This window comes from Rhodococcus marinonascens NBRC 14363, from assembly GCF_001894885.1.
Taxonomy (GTDB): domain Bacteria; phylum Actinomycetota; class Actinomycetes; order Mycobacteriales; family Mycobacteriaceae; genus Rhodococcus_F; species Rhodococcus_F marinonascens.
The window spans coordinates 1-15,345 of record NZ_BCXB01000009.1 but is presented as its reverse complement, the minus strand read 5'-3'; the positions used below and the strand labels follow the sequence as shown (position 1 = coordinate 15,345).

The 15,345-nt window shown below is 65.1% G+C and carries 16 protein-coding genes; 3 read left to right on the top strand and 13 right to left on the bottom strand.

All coding sequences use genetic code 11. From position 1 onward, the window contains the following. The first annotated feature begins 1,055 nt into the window (after window positions 1-1,055). Window positions 1,056-1,316 carry a 30S ribosomal protein S20 gene (rpsT, locus tag RM2_RS08220; protein WP_072688355.1) on the top strand — a complete coding sequence of 87 codons (261 nt, stop codon included), beginning with the start codon at window positions 1,056-1,058 and terminating at the stop codon, window positions 1,314-1,316. A gap of 70 nt (window positions 1,317-1,386) precedes the next feature. Here the strand turns inward: rpsT and holA are convergent, their stop codons facing one another. The 13 genes from holA to RM2_RS08160 form a co-directional block, all read right to left on the bottom strand. Continuing rightward, a complete protein-coding gene (gene holA, locus RM2_RS08215; protein WP_072688354.1) occupies window positions 1,387-2,364 on the bottom strand; it encodes a DNA polymerase III subunit delta in 978 nt (325 codons plus the stop codon). 156 nt (window positions 2,365-2,520) lie between these two features. Next, window positions 2,521-2,694, bottom strand: coding sequence for a hypothetical protein (locus RM2_RS24420; RefSeq protein ID WP_169846690.1), 174 nt, complete (start codon window positions 2,692-2,694; stop codon window positions 2,521-2,523). A 225-nt stretch (window positions 2,695-2,919) separates the two neighbouring features. Next, window positions 2,920-3,885 (bottom strand): TIGR03557 family F420-dependent LLM class oxidoreductase, encoded by a 966-nt coding sequence (locus tag RM2_RS08210; RefSeq protein WP_072688481.1) that lies wholly within the window; start codon window positions 3,883-3,885, stop codon window positions 2,920-2,922. 52 nt (window positions 3,886-3,937) lie between these two features. Next, the gene (locus RM2_RS08205) at window positions 3,938-5,443 is read right to left on the bottom strand and encodes a ComEC/Rec2 family competence protein (protein ID WP_373863308.1); all 1,506 of its coding nucleotides are present in this window, start codon (window positions 5,441-5,443) and stop codon (window positions 3,938-3,940) included. Window positions 5,444-5,496: 53 nt separating this feature from the next. Further along, the gene (locus RM2_RS08200; RefSeq protein WP_072688352.1) at window positions 5,497-6,420 is read right to left on the bottom strand and encodes a ComEA family DNA-binding protein; all 924 of its coding nucleotides are present in this window, start codon (window positions 6,418-6,420) and stop codon (window positions 5,497-5,499) included. Between the two features lie 69 nt (window positions 6,421-6,489). Then, complete coding sequence (locus RM2_RS08195) at window positions 6,490-7,356, bottom strand: DegV family protein (protein ID WP_072688351.1); 867 nt, start codon at window positions 7,354-7,356, stop codon at window positions 6,490-6,492. A 4-nt stretch (window positions 7,357-7,360) separates the two neighbouring features. Beyond that, window positions 7,361-8,158 carry a diglucosylglycerate octanoyltransferase gene (gene octT, locus RM2_RS08190; RefSeq protein WP_072688350.1) on the bottom strand — a complete coding sequence of 266 codons (798 nt, stop codon included), beginning with the start codon at window positions 8,156-8,158 and terminating at the stop codon, window positions 7,361-7,363. After that, on the bottom strand, window positions 8,145-8,804 hold the full coding sequence (locus RM2_RS08185; protein ID WP_072688349.1) for a histidine phosphatase family protein: 660 nt from the start codon (window positions 8,802-8,804) through the stop codon (window positions 8,145-8,147). The genes octT and RM2_RS08185 overlap by 14 nt, the downstream gene beginning before the upstream one ends. After that, the gene (gene rsfS / locus RM2_RS08180) at window positions 8,801-9,217 is read right to left on the bottom strand and encodes a ribosome silencing factor (RefSeq protein WP_072688348.1); all 417 of its coding nucleotides are present in this window, start codon (window positions 9,215-9,217) and stop codon (window positions 8,801-8,803) included. The genes RM2_RS08185 and rsfS overlap by 4 nt, the downstream gene beginning before the upstream one ends. A 34-nt stretch (window positions 9,218-9,251) precedes the next feature. Continuing rightward, on the bottom strand, window positions 9,252-9,947 hold the full coding sequence (nadD, locus tag RM2_RS08175; RefSeq protein WP_072688347.1) for a nicotinate-nucleotide adenylyltransferase: 696 nt from the start codon (window positions 9,945-9,947) through the stop codon (window positions 9,252-9,254). A 19-nt stretch (window positions 9,948-9,966) separates the two neighbouring features. Continuing rightward, window positions 9,967-11,424 carry a vWA domain-containing protein gene (locus RM2_RS08170; protein WP_072688346.1) on the bottom strand — a complete coding sequence of 486 codons (1,458 nt, stop codon included), beginning with the start codon at window positions 11,422-11,424 and terminating at the stop codon, window positions 9,967-9,969. Between the two features lie 11 nt (window positions 11,425-11,435). Continuing rightward, on the bottom strand, window positions 11,436-12,326 hold the full coding sequence (locus RM2_RS08165) for an AAA family ATPase (protein WP_072688345.1): 891 nt from the start codon (window positions 12,324-12,326) through the stop codon (window positions 11,436-11,438). A gap of 76 nt (window positions 12,327-12,402) precedes the next feature. Next, window positions 12,403-13,683 carry a glutamate-5-semialdehyde dehydrogenase gene (locus RM2_RS08160; protein WP_072688480.1) on the bottom strand — a complete coding sequence of 427 codons (1,281 nt, stop codon included), beginning with the start codon at window positions 13,681-13,683 and terminating at the stop codon, window positions 12,403-12,405. A 122-nt stretch (window positions 13,684-13,805) separates the two neighbouring features. On the opposite strand from RM2_RS08160, the gene RM2_RS08155 reads away from it, so the two are divergent. Both RM2_RS08155 and RM2_RS08150 read left to right on the top strand, forming a co-directional pair. Next, window positions 13,806-14,345 (top strand): LLM class oxidoreductase, encoded by a 540-nt coding sequence (locus RM2_RS08155; protein WP_072688344.1) that lies wholly within the window; start codon window positions 13,806-13,808, stop codon window positions 14,343-14,345. Then, a partial coding sequence (locus RM2_RS08150; RefSeq protein ID WP_169846689.1) for an LLM class flavin-dependent oxidoreductase occupies window positions 14,342-15,345 on the top strand: 1,004 nt, incomplete at its 3' end. The genes RM2_RS08155 and RM2_RS08150, both read left to right, overlap by 4 nt.

Genomic DNA, 15,345 nt, shown 5'->3' with positions numbered 1-15,345 from the left:
ATCCCGAGCAGGTAGGAAAAGACACGGTCAGGATTCAATGCGACCATAGTCAGTAGCGCACCGACCGCAAGGAGCGTCCTCGCGAGCCCTACGGTGTTTGTCCAATCGCCCGATTACTGCAGGAATGGGCTCATCACATATGGCACGTATCAGCCGAGCGTGTGGGGCTGCGGCGTTGACGGCAATACTGTCGGTCGTTGTTTCCTGCACATCATACGAGTATCCAGGGGATGCACTCGAAACCCTGCCCGCGGGCGCGGTTGGGGCAGTTTCCGTCGGGGTAATGGGCCTCGAATCAGTTCACGATCACGATCGGACGACGATGTACTCGTTCAATTCGAACGGGGACGTGGTTGGTCGAGTGACGGGCGAAGCGATCTACGCCGACGTAGTACTGGCGTCGAAACGCAATATCGTCACCGCCTCCGCACGGGCGGTTACACGCTCACCGATTCGTCGCGAACCGATTTTCCCATCGACGAGAGCATCGTTCAGTCCGCGGTCAACGACCCCGATACCGGCGACGCCACCATATGGTTCAACACAGGAATGATCGAGGGTCAGTACGTGAACAGATTCGTCTCGGTTGACGCCGACAACGAGACTCGATCCGAATCTTTCAGCGGCGCAGCAGGACCAGCGCCAGGGAACCGGGGATCGAACGGCAGGAAGTGTGCCGGGGAAACCCATGACTCACCTACTCGAGACTTCACAACGTCGCCCACCCGGACCGCGTTCGCCACGCCGGCTACCGTGCCGGGCCGGAGCAGCCGCTCAGGCGATAGTCATCGATTCATCCAAAGGCGCCAACGGACCAGACTCCGTCGGACCCCGACCCGCCGGGGCGGCCGATGCGTGTGCCCGATGCCGTCCTCGAACCGCGCCCACACTGGGCGGTGAAGGTTCTCCCCGCCGCGCGGGCGCAAGAATGACTGGCGCTCGGGCGGCTGGTTTGGGATCGGACGCCGATCACTGGTAATCTCACCTGTCGGTGCATATATGTGCGCCCAGAGCCTTCTCGACCATAACCAGCTCAAGACGACAGGATTTTACGCGTGGCCAATATCAAGTCCCAGGTGAAGCGGATCCGTACCAACGAGGCAGCCCGACTCCGTAACCAGTCGGTGAAGTCCTCGCTGCGCACGGCGATCCGCTCGTTCCGCGAGGCTGCGGCGGCCGGTGACAAGGACAAGGCCAACGAGCTCCTCGTCGCCACCAGCCGCAAGCTCGACAAGGCAGCCAGCAAGGGCGTCATTCACGCCAACCAGGCTGCAAACAAGAAGTCTGCTCTCTCGCAGGTTGCCAACAAGATCTGACGGTTTCTTCCGTCGTAAGCTCTCCAAAAGCCGCTCGATCCTCGATCGAGCGGCTTTTGGCGTATCCCGATCAGACCTGGCGCAACCGCGCGACCCGCCCCACCGCCCTCTCGACGGCGAAATCGGCATCGGCAGCGCCCCCTTTGACGTCAGCGTTCAACGTGGCGACGATCCGCAGGGCCTCACCGACAGACGCGGGTGTCCACCCGCTCACCACCGCCTGCGCCTTCTTGATCTTCCACGGCGGCATACCCAGTTCCGACGATATCCGGAAGGGATCGGCCCGTCCGATCGGGGCGACCCGCGCGATCGCGTGCACTGCATCGGCGAGAGCGTCCGCCAGCAACACATGCGGGACGCCCTTCAGCATCGCCCAACGTAGCGCCTCGATCGCGCCCGCACTGTCGCCGGAGACAGCCAAGTCCGCGACGTCGAACCCGCTGACCTCGGCCTTGCCCGAGTAATACCGCTGGACGGCCGCGACGTCGATCTTCCCACCGGTGTCGGCCGTGAGCTGTGAGCACGCCGCCGCCAACTCACGTAGATTCGAGCCGACACCCTCAAATACGCTGCGCACCGCGTCCGGCGATACCCGGACGCCGAGGGCGCGGAACTCTTCGCGGATGAAGCCGATGATGTCGCCCGACTTCGGTTTGGCGCACTGGTGTACCACTGCGCCAAACTTCTCGAGCGCCCCAACCATCGCCTTCGCCCGTCCGCCACCCGAATGCAGGACGACCAGGACAACGCCGGGAGGCAGATCACCGGCTGCGTCGAGGACCGACGCCACCGCGTCCTTGCCCGCCTCGGCAGCCGCCTCCAGTACCACGACACGGTCTTCGGCGAATAGGGATGGGCTGAGCAGTTCGGCGAGTTCGGCCGTCCCTGCGTCTCCCGCCCTCAACCGGTTGACGGGAAGTTCCGCACCCTCTGCTACATATGCCGTGGCACGTACCTGGTTGACGACCCGTGCCACCGCGCGATCGACGAGGAACTCCTCATCGCCAAGGACCAAATGGAGCTGTTCAAGCTGGGTTGGAGTGCTCACGCGACGATCGTGCCACGTGCAGGGGACACATTCGTCGATACCCCGGTCCTGAATCGGACGGGCTTCCCTTCCCGTGGGCTCACCAGAACGACGCGAGGAGCACAGGTTGACCACAACGGCACACAGTGACCCCAACTGGAGGGTGCCCGCTCGCCGTCAGACCGCGTTCGACGCATCGGGGTTCTCGGCTATTCCCAGCATGGACAGGAGCATGCGACAGTCGTTGGCGTCCAGCGATTGGGCGGCCACGACGCGCTGCGCTCTTCGCACCTGCCCAGCGTCGAGTTCGTCGTCGTCCACATCGATATCTGCCCGCTCCGATTCCGGCATAGCGCTCGCCCTCCCATGCGGGTGCGTTCCAGGATCGTTCACCTCAACATCTGCCACAGGATGCTAGTCCGAAACGCGGCACTACATGCGCACATCAGGAATTGACGTCGAAACGATACAAAGGGCGCCACTCAGAAACGCCGCCACGGTCCTGTCCGAACGCTCACATCCTCCAAACCTCTTTGCGCAGTGGCTCTTCACCACGCCTTCCACACAGGGTCCGGGTCAAGTCCGTGCCAGAGCCCGCAGCGGTTCACTCAATTCGTTGGAGAAGAACTCGAAGAACCCGTCCACGTCCGGCCCGGAGTTGGCCAATGCCAGATGATCGAATCCGGCGTCCACGTATCGGCCTGCCACTTCGAGATGTCGCTGGACATCCGGCCCGCAGGCCACTAGCCCTCGGACGTCCTCGGTACTGATCGAGGACGACGCCGCCTCGAAATCGATCGGGTTCTTCAGTTCCGTCATGACCTTCCATCCTGTCAGGCCGAATCGGACTATCCGGTGCGCCGATTCGGCGGCGGTGTCCTCGTCGCGTGCCCAAGCCAGAGGCACCTCTGCGTACTTCGGCCCCGATCCACCGGCTTTCGCGTACGCCTTCACCAGTTCGGGGTCCGGTGCGGTCGTGAAGAGACCGTCCCCGAGTTCGGCGGCGAGAGCGACAGAGGCCGGGCCACCCGCCGCCACCGCGATCGTCGGAGACACATCGGGAAGGTCGAAGACACATGCATCGTCGAGAGTGAGGTGTTTCCCCTCGTACGAGTGGTAGCCGCCCGACCACAGCAGGCGGATGATGTCGATCGATTCGCGCAACATCTGGTGCCGGACGCGCACCGGCGGCCAGTCTCCACCGACCACGTGCTCGTTGAGCCACTCGCCCGACCCGAGTCCGAGCGTGAACCGGCCCTCGCTGAGGATGGCCGTGGTCGCCGCGGCCTGCGCGATGATCGCGGGGTGGAATCTGCCGAAAGGACAGGTGACTCCCGTGGCCAATCCGATCGTGCCGGTACTCGCGGCCGCGGCGGCCAGCATCGACCACGCGAACCCCGAGTGACCGTGGCTGTACAGCCACGGATGGTAGTGGTCGCTCACCTCCACGAAGTCGAAGCCTGCGCGCTCTGCCTCCACCGTCTGCCGCACGATCTCCTTCGGATCGAAGGTCTCTGCCATCAATTTGAAGCCCACCTGCACGTTTCCGTTCCTCTCGTCACGTTCTTCCGAGCATTCCCCGAGTCGATCGTTCTCACACCTCATGAACGAGAGACGTCGGCCAGATCGGCGCCCATAGCACCAGCACTCCAATCACTGCCCCCACAATCACCAGCCGGGACCAGTACCAGCGCAAAGCCACGCCGAGGGTCAGGGCACCACCGACGACGACCGCAGCACCAGCAAGACCGGACGGCACCACCACCGACGCTCCGGGAATACGCGCTCCGCGTTCCGCCACCGTCACGAGCCACCACAGCGGCCACTGGGTCAGGCGCACTACAATTTCCGCAACTGGCATGCTGACTGCTGCGACCAGTGCGGTGACAGCCCCGACGACCGTGATCACGCCGACCACAGGGGCAACCAGTATGTTCGCGACAACGGATACCACGCTGACGGTTCCGGCCATTCCGGCGACGATCGGAGCGGTCACGGCGAAGGCTGCGACGGACACGGCCAGCGCCTCGGCAACCGCACGCGGCCACCCGCGGCCCACGAGCAGGTCGACCCAGATCGGGGCGATCACTATCAGCCCTGTGGTGGCCGTGACCGACAAGGCGAAGCCGAAGTCCACCGCCAACTCCGGCGACCAGGCCAGCAGGGCGATGACACCCGCAGCCAGCGCAGGCAATGCCTGCTTCCGCCGTCCGGAAACGAACGCCAGGAGCGCGACCGATCCCATCGCGGCGGCGCGCAGCACACTCGGCGACGGTCGCGCGACCACCACGAACGCGATCAACGCCACGGCGGCGAGCACGGCGCCCGCGACTGGGCCGAGCCCTACCCCTCGCACCACGAGCAACACCGCCCCCAGCAGGATGCTGACGTTTGCCCCAGACACCGCCGTGAGGTGGGTCAGTCCGGTCACGGTGAAGTGGACCTTCACTTCGCGAGACAGCGCCGAGGTGTCCCCCACCACCAACCCGGGTAGCAGACCCGCTTCCGCGGCCGGCAGGACCGCGGCCGCGGCAGCCAACCGTGCACGCAAGGCGCCCGCCCACCGCTGATGCAAGGGTGCCGGCCCGACCTCCGACGGCGGGCCCGACGCTTGGACAGTCGCGAGGCCAAGGCCTCTGCGCAGCGGCACGCTCAGTTGTCCACGCAGGACCACCCGCTGCCCCGGCAGGATCTGTTTCCACCCCTCGGAAGGGGCGAGGACGACCACGGCCCCACCCGAGATGACGGTCTCGGTGGCCTTGCGGATCTCGAGTAGGTTCGCCTTCACGACGACCTGCCGGCCGAAACCGGCGATCTCACGAGGGTCGTCGACCGGGGTCACGACGAGCGTCACCCACGACTCGCTGTGGGCCAGTGCGGTCAGTGGGTGCTGCTCGACGGCCTGCACTCGCCACGCCGCACCCGCAGCGCAGCAAGATCCGAACACCAGAAGCGCCAGCATTGCCGACGTCCACCGCTCCCTCCCTCGCAGCGCCCACGAAGCGGTGAGGACGACGGCGGTCGCGGACAGCGAGCCCACCAGCATCCAAGCAGCACCCGGCCCCCACAGGATACCGATCAGCGTTGCTGCCCAGCACATCCCAGCGAACGGTACGAGCCGGAGATCGAGCGGGCTGGGTTCACTCTCGACCATCAGAGAGTGATCTGCGGACGTAGCTTCGCCAGGCGTACCGGTCCGATTCCGTCGACCTCTCCCAATTGTTCGATGTCGGTGAACTTCCCGTTGGTGGATCGCCACGCGGTGATGGCCGCAGCGGTGACAGGGCCGACCCCGGACAGCGCGTCGAGTTCCGTTTCTGTCGCCGTGTTCACATTGATTCGACCATCGATTGCCGCCGAGGTCGCGGCGTCCAGAGTCCCCGAACCCGGTCCGGTGGCCCTGCCACTGACGGCGCTCGGTGGCGCCTCACCGATCGCCGCACCCACCACCACCTGATCGCCGTCCGAAAGTCTTTGGGCCAGATTCAGTCCGAGGGTGTCTCCACCGTCACGCACTCCCCCTGCGGCGGCGAGCGCGTCTGCTACGCGCGAACCCGCAGGCAGGCCGACGAGCCCGGACGACGCCACCAGCCCGACGACACTCACGACGATCTTCTCGGCGGGTGGCGGCAGACGCGGCGCAGGAGGCGGCGCCGGAACCTGCAGCACCGTGCCGGGAACATTCGGATCGGTCGCGGACTGCAGTGGCTGCGAGTGCGCGGCAGGCAGCGACGGGACCGCTTGGGTCTCCGCACGGCCGCTGCGAACACTGACCACGGCGACCGTCACGACGACGATACCCACCACGATCAATGCGATCGCGCCGGAGCGCCCTGGATCGATCCTTGCGCCCCGCCAACGGCCGGGTAGTGACAACGGACCCCAGCGACGTTGGACCGACCACGACGCGCCTCCGTCGATGTCGGCGCTAGGGTTGGTGTCGCCGGGGTTGGTGTCGCGACTGTCGGATAGCCATGCCGGAGCCGCGGGCGTGCCGGTAATCAGCGCATCCTGCTCCCTCGACGTGAGGAACGCGAGACGGGTTCGGCCTCTCGAACGTTCTTCCCTTGTGCCCATGGAGGCGAGGTTAGAGTGCCCCGCCGACCCGACCCGCGCGCTGACCAGGCCGGGAAACCCGCCTGTGAATCAATGGGGGGTTGTGGATGAATCGCGATCTTCGCCGTGCGCCACCGGCTCCGGGCACAGCACAATGCCTACGGCGCCGGTCCCGACATGAGCTCCGATCACCGCACTGAACTCGGTGACGACGAGATCGCTGATCTGCGGAATCCGATCCTTCAACTGCTCGGCTACCGCTTCCGCGCGGTGCCGGGCATGCATGTGATGCACGGCGACTGCGGTCCTGTCCAGGCCCGCATACTCCACCGCCGCGTCGATCATCTTGGCCATGGCCTTGGTCGCGGTCCGCGTCTTTTCCTTGAGAACAAGTCGTCCGTCCACGAGATGGAGGACCGGTTTCATCGCCAGCGCGGTACCAAGTAGGGCGGCCGCCGTTCCGATCCGGCCACCGCGCCGCAACTGGTCGAGTCGATCCACGATGATCATGCAGTGACCGCCGCTCGCGACGTCCACTGCCCGCCGGTACACGGTCTCGAGGTTCGCGCCGTCCTTGGCTGCCCGCGCAGCCTCGAGGACCGGATAGCCCAATCCCATTCCTGTGGATTGCGAGTCGATGATCCGCACGCGGCCATCGAAGGTCTGTGCCGCCTGACGGCCGGCCTCCCACGTGCCGGACAGTTGCCGCGAGATGTGCACCGCGAGGACTCCCGCGCCGTCGCTCGAGTCGAGCGCCTCCGAGTATGCCTCGGTCAGTTCGTTCAGCGATGCACCCGACGTAGTGACGCCGCCAAGATCCGTGGGGACCTGGTCGATACCCTCCCTGAGGTCCTCGTCCCCGGACAGGACGTGCAGTGGGACCACGCGAATCCCGTACTGCTCGACGAACTCGGGCTGGAAGGATGCCGACGAATCGGTGACTACGACGACAGGCATCGGACTACTCGGCCCCGTTCGATACCGTGTCGGCAGGAATCTGGTCTCGTGGGCTATTCTGGGTAACTCCGGCGGCGCGGAGCGCGGTCAGCATCGCGTCGGCCACCTCAGTGTGCGCGTCCCAGCCCCAATGGATACCGTCCGGGTTGGCCTGATCGCTGAAAATATTGGCTCGGACCGCCTCCGCGAGGTCGACCAGTGGAACGTTTTCCTGTTCCGCCCACGCACTGATGGCCGCAACGGCGGCTGGGCGACCCGAATGGGCCTTGCCGTATGCCTCACTGCGGTGCACCGACGGCAGGGTTCCGATGACAGGCAATGAGGGGCGCACATAGGCGAGTGCAGCGCGTGAATTTTCGAGGTACTCGACGCTCAACCGCGGGGGCAACGCCACGGGCCACCCCAACGGGGAGAGACGCGGCTGAATCCACTGGTAACCGGATCGCACCAGGCGGCGCAATGCCGGCGGACGGATGTAACGCAACTGCTCCCGGAACGCCGTCGGAAGCGGGGACGGGAGGGAGTCCATGCCTCCCACCGCGAACACCACTGCGCCGGCGCGGGGAATAGCGGACCACACGCGCGGATCCTGGGTCAGCGCCCACCAAACGTCGCGGCTGGTCCAGCCGATCCGCGCCACTAACTCGACGTCCCAGCCCAGTTCTCGCGCAACAAGATTGGGCCAGATATCGGGGTGGTCGGATGGCAACCCTCCCTTGGGGCCGTAGTACGACAACGAATCCGCGAGTACGAGCAGGACGGGGCGTTCCCAAGAACCTGAACCTGAATCAGAGGACGTCACTGGCCACACTCGCAGAAGCGTTCCATACGTCGAGTCGCCAGTCGAGCGAATCGGAATTTCCGTAGGTACTCAATTGCACCCAACTTGTGTTGCCCAGCCCACCGAGCACCGGCCACCGGTCGACCGGAAGGTCGAGCAATGCCGCGGTCAGCGCCGCGATCAAACCGCCGTGAGCTACCAGAACCACCGGCTGGCACCTCCAGTTCTCGTACTTCTCCATCAGCTCCGCAACCACCGGCTTGCTGCGCCGCGCGACGTCGATACGGCTCTCCCCGCCCGGCGGTGCCCACGTCGCGTCGTTGCGCCACATGGCCCGCGCGCCGGGTGAACGCGTGTCGACGTCGAGATGGGTGAGGCCTTGCCACTCACCGAGATGCGTCTCGCGCAAGCGAGCGTCGATCTGCACCGGCAGACCGGCATTGTCGCCGACCTCGACAGCGGTGTCGTAGGCCCGGCGCAAGTCCGAAGACACGATGGAGATCGGCTCCCGGCCGACAAGCACCGATGCCGCGGTGCGGGCCTGCGCTCGTCCCAGATCCGACAGGTCGGTGTCGAGTTGACCCTGCATTCGGCTTTCTGCGTTGTACACCGTCTGCCCGTGGCGAAGAAGTATCAGGCGCCGGGCGCCACTCGAAGCGTCCGTCACAGTTCGGATTCCCCGATGTCGGCGGAGGCCACGCCGTCGGCCGAGTCTCCCTGTCCGATGCCTTCGACCGGCACGACAGGGCAGTCCTTCCAGAGTCGGTCGAGAGCGTAGAAGTTACGCTCCTCGTTGTGCTGGACGTGGATCACGACATCCACGAAATCGAGCAGCGCCCAACGGCCTTCGCGAGTGCCTTCGCGGCGCACCGGCTTGTGACCTGCCTCGAGAAGACGTTCCTCGATGTTCTCGGCGACCGCGTTCACCTGCCGCTCATTCGGAGCCGAGGCGATGACGAAACAGTCGGTAATGACCAAATGCTCGGAAACATCGAGCACCACCACATCGGAGGCCAGCTTCTCGTCGGCAGCGACTGCCGCGATGCGTGCCATCTCGATGGCTTCGGTCGTTGCGCTCACGCGATGTTCTCCCACTTCGTTTGAAAAATGTTAGCTAACTATTGGTCTTGTCCGGGGCGGGTTCGGACACGGTCGTGGCGCCGTCGAGGCGCTCCGAGTCCATCGGCCGATACAGATTCCGCTTGGAGATGTACTGGACCACACCGTCAGGCACGAGATACCACACAGGCCGGTGTCGACTGGCACGCCGCCGACATTCCGTCGAGGAGATCGCCAGGGCCGGGATCTCGATCAACGTGACCGCATCCTCCGGCAACGCGTCCAGATGACCGGCCAGATGTTCGGTGTTGAGATCGAATCCTGGGCGCGATACCCCGACGAACTTCGCCAGCGAGAACAGTTCCTCCCAGTCCTGCCAGGACAGGATACTCGCCAGGGCGTCCGCACCGGTAATGAAGTACAGCTCGGCGTCGGGGTGGTAGTTCCGCAGATCGCGCAGGGTGTCGACCGTGTAGGTGACCTTGTCGCGGTCGACATCGACTCGGCTGACGGAGAAACGCGGATTCGAGGCGGTGGCGATGACTGTCATCAGATACCGGTCCTCGGCGCGGCTGACGTCCCTGCCCTCCTTCTGCCACGGTCTGCCTGTCGGCACGAAAATCACCTCATCGAGCCCAAATCGGTCGGCGACTTCACTGGCCGCTACCAGGTGGCCGTGGTGAATGGGGTCGAAGGTGCCGCCCATGACCCCCAGGCGCCGCCGACGTGTGCCCTGCGTTCGCTGTTCCACGAGTGTCAAGCTTACTTGCTCACACCGGAAGTAACCCGGCGACCACCGACGCGAGCTGCTGGGCGGATCGGCACTCGTGCATGCTGATGACCTCGTCATACACCTTGGCCGCGGAGTCTCCCGACCCCCACTGCCCTCTGGGTTCGGGGTTGAGCCAGTGCGCGTGCTTCGCGACGGACACCAGTCCTGCCAGTGCCCCGAGGTTCGGATCCCGGTAGTTGTTGCGCCCGTCTCCGAGAACCAGGAGCGACGTGCGTGACGTGATGCATCCGGCGAACCTTTCGGCGAGCACACCGAATGCGTTGCCGTAGTCGGAATGTCCGTCGTAGCCGATGAGATCGGCCTCCCGGATCATTCTCGACATGGCGCTACCGAGGTCGGCGCCGGAGTCGAAGAAGTGTGTGACCTCGTCTGTGGTGTCGATGAACGCGAACACACGAACCCGGGAAAACTGTTCTCTCAGAGCGTGAACGAGCAGGAGTGTGAAATGGCTGAAGCCGGCCACAGAACCCGACACGTCGCACATCACCACGAGTTCGGGGCGGGTACGCCGGGGCTTTCGCTGGACGAGGTCGATCGGCACTCCCCCGGTGGACATCGACTTGCGCAGAGTCCGCCTCAGATCGATGGACCCGGCACGGTTGCGCTTGCGCCGGACCGCGAGCCGGCTCGCCAGCAACCTCGCCAGCGGGGTGACGTTGCGTTTCAGCGCCGTCAACTCGGAATCGGACGCGCGCAGGAAGTCGACTTCTTCGGCCAGTCGGGGCACGCCGTACGAGGCCACCCGCACCTTACCCAGGTTTTCGGCCGACCGCCGCCGCGTCTCACGCTCGACCATCTTCTTGAAATCGGCGATACGCTGCGCCGCTATTCGCTTGGCCACCTCCGATTCGTAACTCTGCGCCGCCGCGACGTGGCCGCTTCCCTGATTGCCCAGAAGTCCGTCGAGGATCTTCTTCAGCAGGGTTTCCGGAGCCACGTCTCGCAGCGCCTGGTACGCGGAGAACGACGGACCGTTGGCCGACTGATACTGCCCGAGTTCCTCCACCATCTGCGCGGTCAGGCGTTCGGTGAGCTCGATGGCCTCGGGCGACCCGTCCGTGAGTAGTTCGACAATCAACTCACGCACAGCGTCGTAGTCGATCTCGCCCTTGACATTCCGCGGCAGACTCGCATCGATCGCCCCGTCCGAGCGGCTTCCGACCGCCGCCGGGAACCACAGTTCGAACAGCACGTCGAACGTGGGCCGGTGGGTCGGCCTGCGCAGCAGCGCACACGCGAGGCCTTCCCTCAGCGATTCGCGGTCGAGCAGGTCGAGGACCGACATCACCTGTCCCGCGTCGACGGTCTCGGAGGGGCCGACCATGATCCCGCGTCGTCGCAGCGCCTCGACGAAGTCGACGAGATGCCCCGGCAGTCCGTACGGCGCGGCAAAACCGACCGGCTTCGACGGAGAGGGAGGACCAGCAACAGCCATCGGAATGTCCCTCAGTTCAGTCGCAACTCGGCAGCAGCGCGCAGCTGGTCGGATTGATGTTTGAGAACCACACCCATCGTGGTGCGCACGGCGGCGTCGTCGAGGGTGTCGAGTCCCAGCGCCAGAAGTGTGCGGCCCCAGTCGATGGTCTCGGCCACCGACGGCAGTTTCTTCAGCTGCATGCCTCGCAGCACGCGGACCGTCTTGACCAATTGTTCGGCGACGGCCTGCGGAAGCTCCGGCACCCGGCTGGCGAGGATCTTGCGCTCGAGTTCCGCATCGGGGAAATCGAGATGCAGGAAGAGGCAGCGACGCTTGAGCGCCTCGGACAACTCCCGGGTGGCATTCGAGGTCAGAATGACGAACGGCTTCCTCGTAGCCGTTATGGTGCCCAACTCGGGGACAGTGACCGCGAAATCGCTGAGCACCTCGAGGAGTAGCCCCTCGATCTCGACGTCGGCCTTGTCGGTTTCGTCGATGAGCAGCACCGTCGGACCCTCGCGCCGGATGGCCGTCAGCAACGGTCGTGGCAGCAGGAACTCCTCGGAGAAGACGTCTGCCTTGGTGGCGTCCCAGCCCCCCGACGCTTCGTTTGCTCCGGCCTGGATGCGCAGGATCTGCTTCGCGTGGTTCCACTCGTACAGCGCCCGGGCCTCGTCGACTCCCTCATAGCACTGCAACCTCACCAACTCGGCACCCGTGGTCTCGGCTACGGCACGCGCGAGTTCGGTCTTGCCGACTCCGGCAGGACCCTCGATGAGCAGGGGCTTCCCGAGCCTGTCGGCGAGAAACACCGCGGTCGCGGTGCCCTTGTCAGCCAGATAACCGGTCTCGGCGAGACGATCGGCGACATCGTCGACGTTCGCGAACAACGGTGTCACGGTGGGGAGGGTGCGATCCACGCTCGCTCCTTTCAGGAGGGTTGTGCAGAGGGATTGGGCGCAAAGGGCGCCGTTCGGGGGTGCCGGCGACGCAGTTCTAGACCGGACGAGTGTGCCCGTCTCCCCACACGATCCATTTGGTGGAGGTCAACTCTGTGAGCCCCATAGGACCACGTGCGTGCAACTTCTGCGTGGAGATCCCGATCTCCGCACCGAACCCGAACTGCTCACCGTCGGTGAACGCGGTGGAAGCGTTCACCATGACAGCGGCGGCATCGACCCGGGCGGTGAACTCGCGTGCCGCGGCGAGGTCCGACGTCACGATGGCCTCGGTGTGCCCGGTGCCGTATCGGTCGATGTGCTCGACCGCACCGCCCAAATCGTCGACCACCTTGAGCGCCACATCGAGTGTGAGGTACTCCTCCGACCAGTCCGATTCGGTCGCCGGCACCAGACCCGGCAGATCTCCGTGAACAATCACGCTATGCATTTGTAGGGCCTGCAGCAGTCTCGGAACCGCCGTCTCGGCGATGGCGGCGTCGATCAGGACCGTCTCTGCGGTGTTGCAGACGCTCGGTCGCCGGGTCTTGGAATTGAGCAGAATTCGTTCGGCCATCTCCAGGTCCGCGGCAGCATGGATGTAAACGTGGCAGTTTCCGACGCCCGTCTCGATGGTCGGGACGGTGGCATCGCGCACGACGGCGCTGATCAGTCCGGCGCCACCGCGCGGGATGACGACATCCACCAGACCACGGGCCTGGATCAGGTGAGTGACGCTGGAACGGTCGTCGCTCGGGAGCAACTGCACCGCGTCCTCCGGAAGCTGCTGCGCCGCCAGTGATGCCCGCACGGCCATGACCAGGGCCGCATTCGACTGGGCGGCGGACGACGATCCCCGTAGCAGGGCGGCATTGCCAGATTTGAATGCCAGACCGAACGCGTCGACGGTGACGTTCGGGCGCGCCTCGTACACCATGCCCACCACGCCGAGAGGGACCCGTAGTTGACGGAGCTCGAGAGCGTTGGGAAGCGTAGACCCACGCACCACCTCGCCGATCGGATCGGGGAGACCGGCAACCTGGCGGAGCCCAGACGCCATCCCCTCGATCCGTTCCGGGGTCAACCGGAGACGGTCGAGGAGCGAGTCCTCGGTGCCCGACGTACGAGCCGATTCGATGTCGGCCGCGTTGGCGGCGAGGATGTCCTCTGCGGCGGCGAGCACGGCATCGGCCGCCGCGTGGAGCGCCGCATCCTTCTGCGCTGTCGTGAGGAGCGCGAGGATCCGCGACGCAGTGCGGGCACGACGGGCCGCCGCGTGGACGGCTTCGCGGGTATCGACCGCTGCGTCCGATGACGGGGTGGAAGTCACTGCAGTCATGAACACAGCCTATCGACCCGCTCCGGGAACGACGCCGTCCCCCGAGCGGGTCGGCCTTCGGCACCGAGGTCGCGGAGATCGACACTGCGCTCCTGCCTGAAGCGACAACGCCGCAGCTGTGGTTGACCGGCGCCAGCGCCGGAAGCGCCGCACTAGCGGCACGACTCGGCCTGCCCTACTCATTCGCACACTTCATCCACGAGACGAATCACCCCGATGTTGCGGAGCGATACCGCCAGGAATTCACCCCAGGCCCACTGAATACGTCACCGTGTCTGAGCCTCTGTATTCGCGTTGTGTGCGCCGACTCGGCGGACGACGTCGCCGCACTCCAAGGACTGACCCACTGGCTCCACGATCCACACGCCACCGCGAACGCAATCGGCGGCATCCTGCCGTCCTGGACGCAACTCCAGCAGTACGTACCGCCCGCCCATTCCACGCCACCCGGTCTGCCGATCTTGGTAGGGACACCGACCCAACTTGTCGACAAGATTGACGACGTAGTGGCTGCTCATCGACCCGATGAGGTGATAGTGACCACCGCATGCCCGGACTTCGGCTTGCGCGCTCGAACCTACGAGCTGATCGCGGACATGCTCGCGGAGATAAGCACACTTGAGCCGGCGCGGTCGGCACCTGAGGCTGAGGCATGCACATGACACTGGCGCCGGACAGCCCGAATGATGTAACCCCTGTACGCCTGGGTTTGCTCGACTTCTACGACCTGGCGCCCGGCCGCTCTGTGCGTCAGAAGCACAAGCTAGCCCTCGAATCTGCCGAAGCAGCGGACGCTGTCGGCTACACCAGGTTCTGGATTCCGGAGCACCACGGCAAGGGCTCCCCGAGCGCGAGCCCACTAGTCTTGGCCGCTGGCGTGGGTGCACGCACGTCGCGGATCAGGGTCGGAACAGCGGTCACTCTCCTACGAGTTCGCGATCCCTACCTCACCGCAGTAGACATCGCCCACGCTGCCGCATGCTGCGACGGGCGACTCGATATTGGATTCGGTCGCGGCGACGTCGGCGGCCCCGGCTCGGACATCGTCGCCTCGCTCCGTAAAGACGACGCCGGATATGAGCGCGCCCTCGACCTCGTGACAACACTGCTCGACCGAGGTCACGATCTCCTCGATCCACTGTCCATCCCACATGAACGCTGGATGCATGGAAAGGCCAGCAGATCCGCTGAACTCGCTGCCGCCCGCTCCTTCAACTACTGCCACGCTCTCTTCCTGAGCCCAGACCTTGAGACTTGCACGGCTGCGATCGCCAGCTACCGCCAGAACACTCGAAACGCCTCAGGCCGGACCGCCGTCGCGATCACACTCGTCGTCAACGACGACACCGACAGAGCGCGACTTGACGGCCAACGGCAGCCCTACCGGGTGAACTTCACTGGAGCTCTCATCGAAGCTGTCGACATGATCCAGTGGGTAGCTGCGACCACAGGTGCTGACGAGGTCATTCTCGCTGAACTGTCCGAGGACCCAGAGTGTCATCTCGAGTCGATCCAGGAAATTGGTCGGGCACTGCTGCCACCTCAGCCGCAAATATCGCCAGAAGTACCCGCGGAGCCCAACCCCCAGGGGCCTATTGCCAATGAAGGACGAGTCCGATCTTTCGGACCTGGTTCTGAGCATCGGCACCAACAGAAACACAG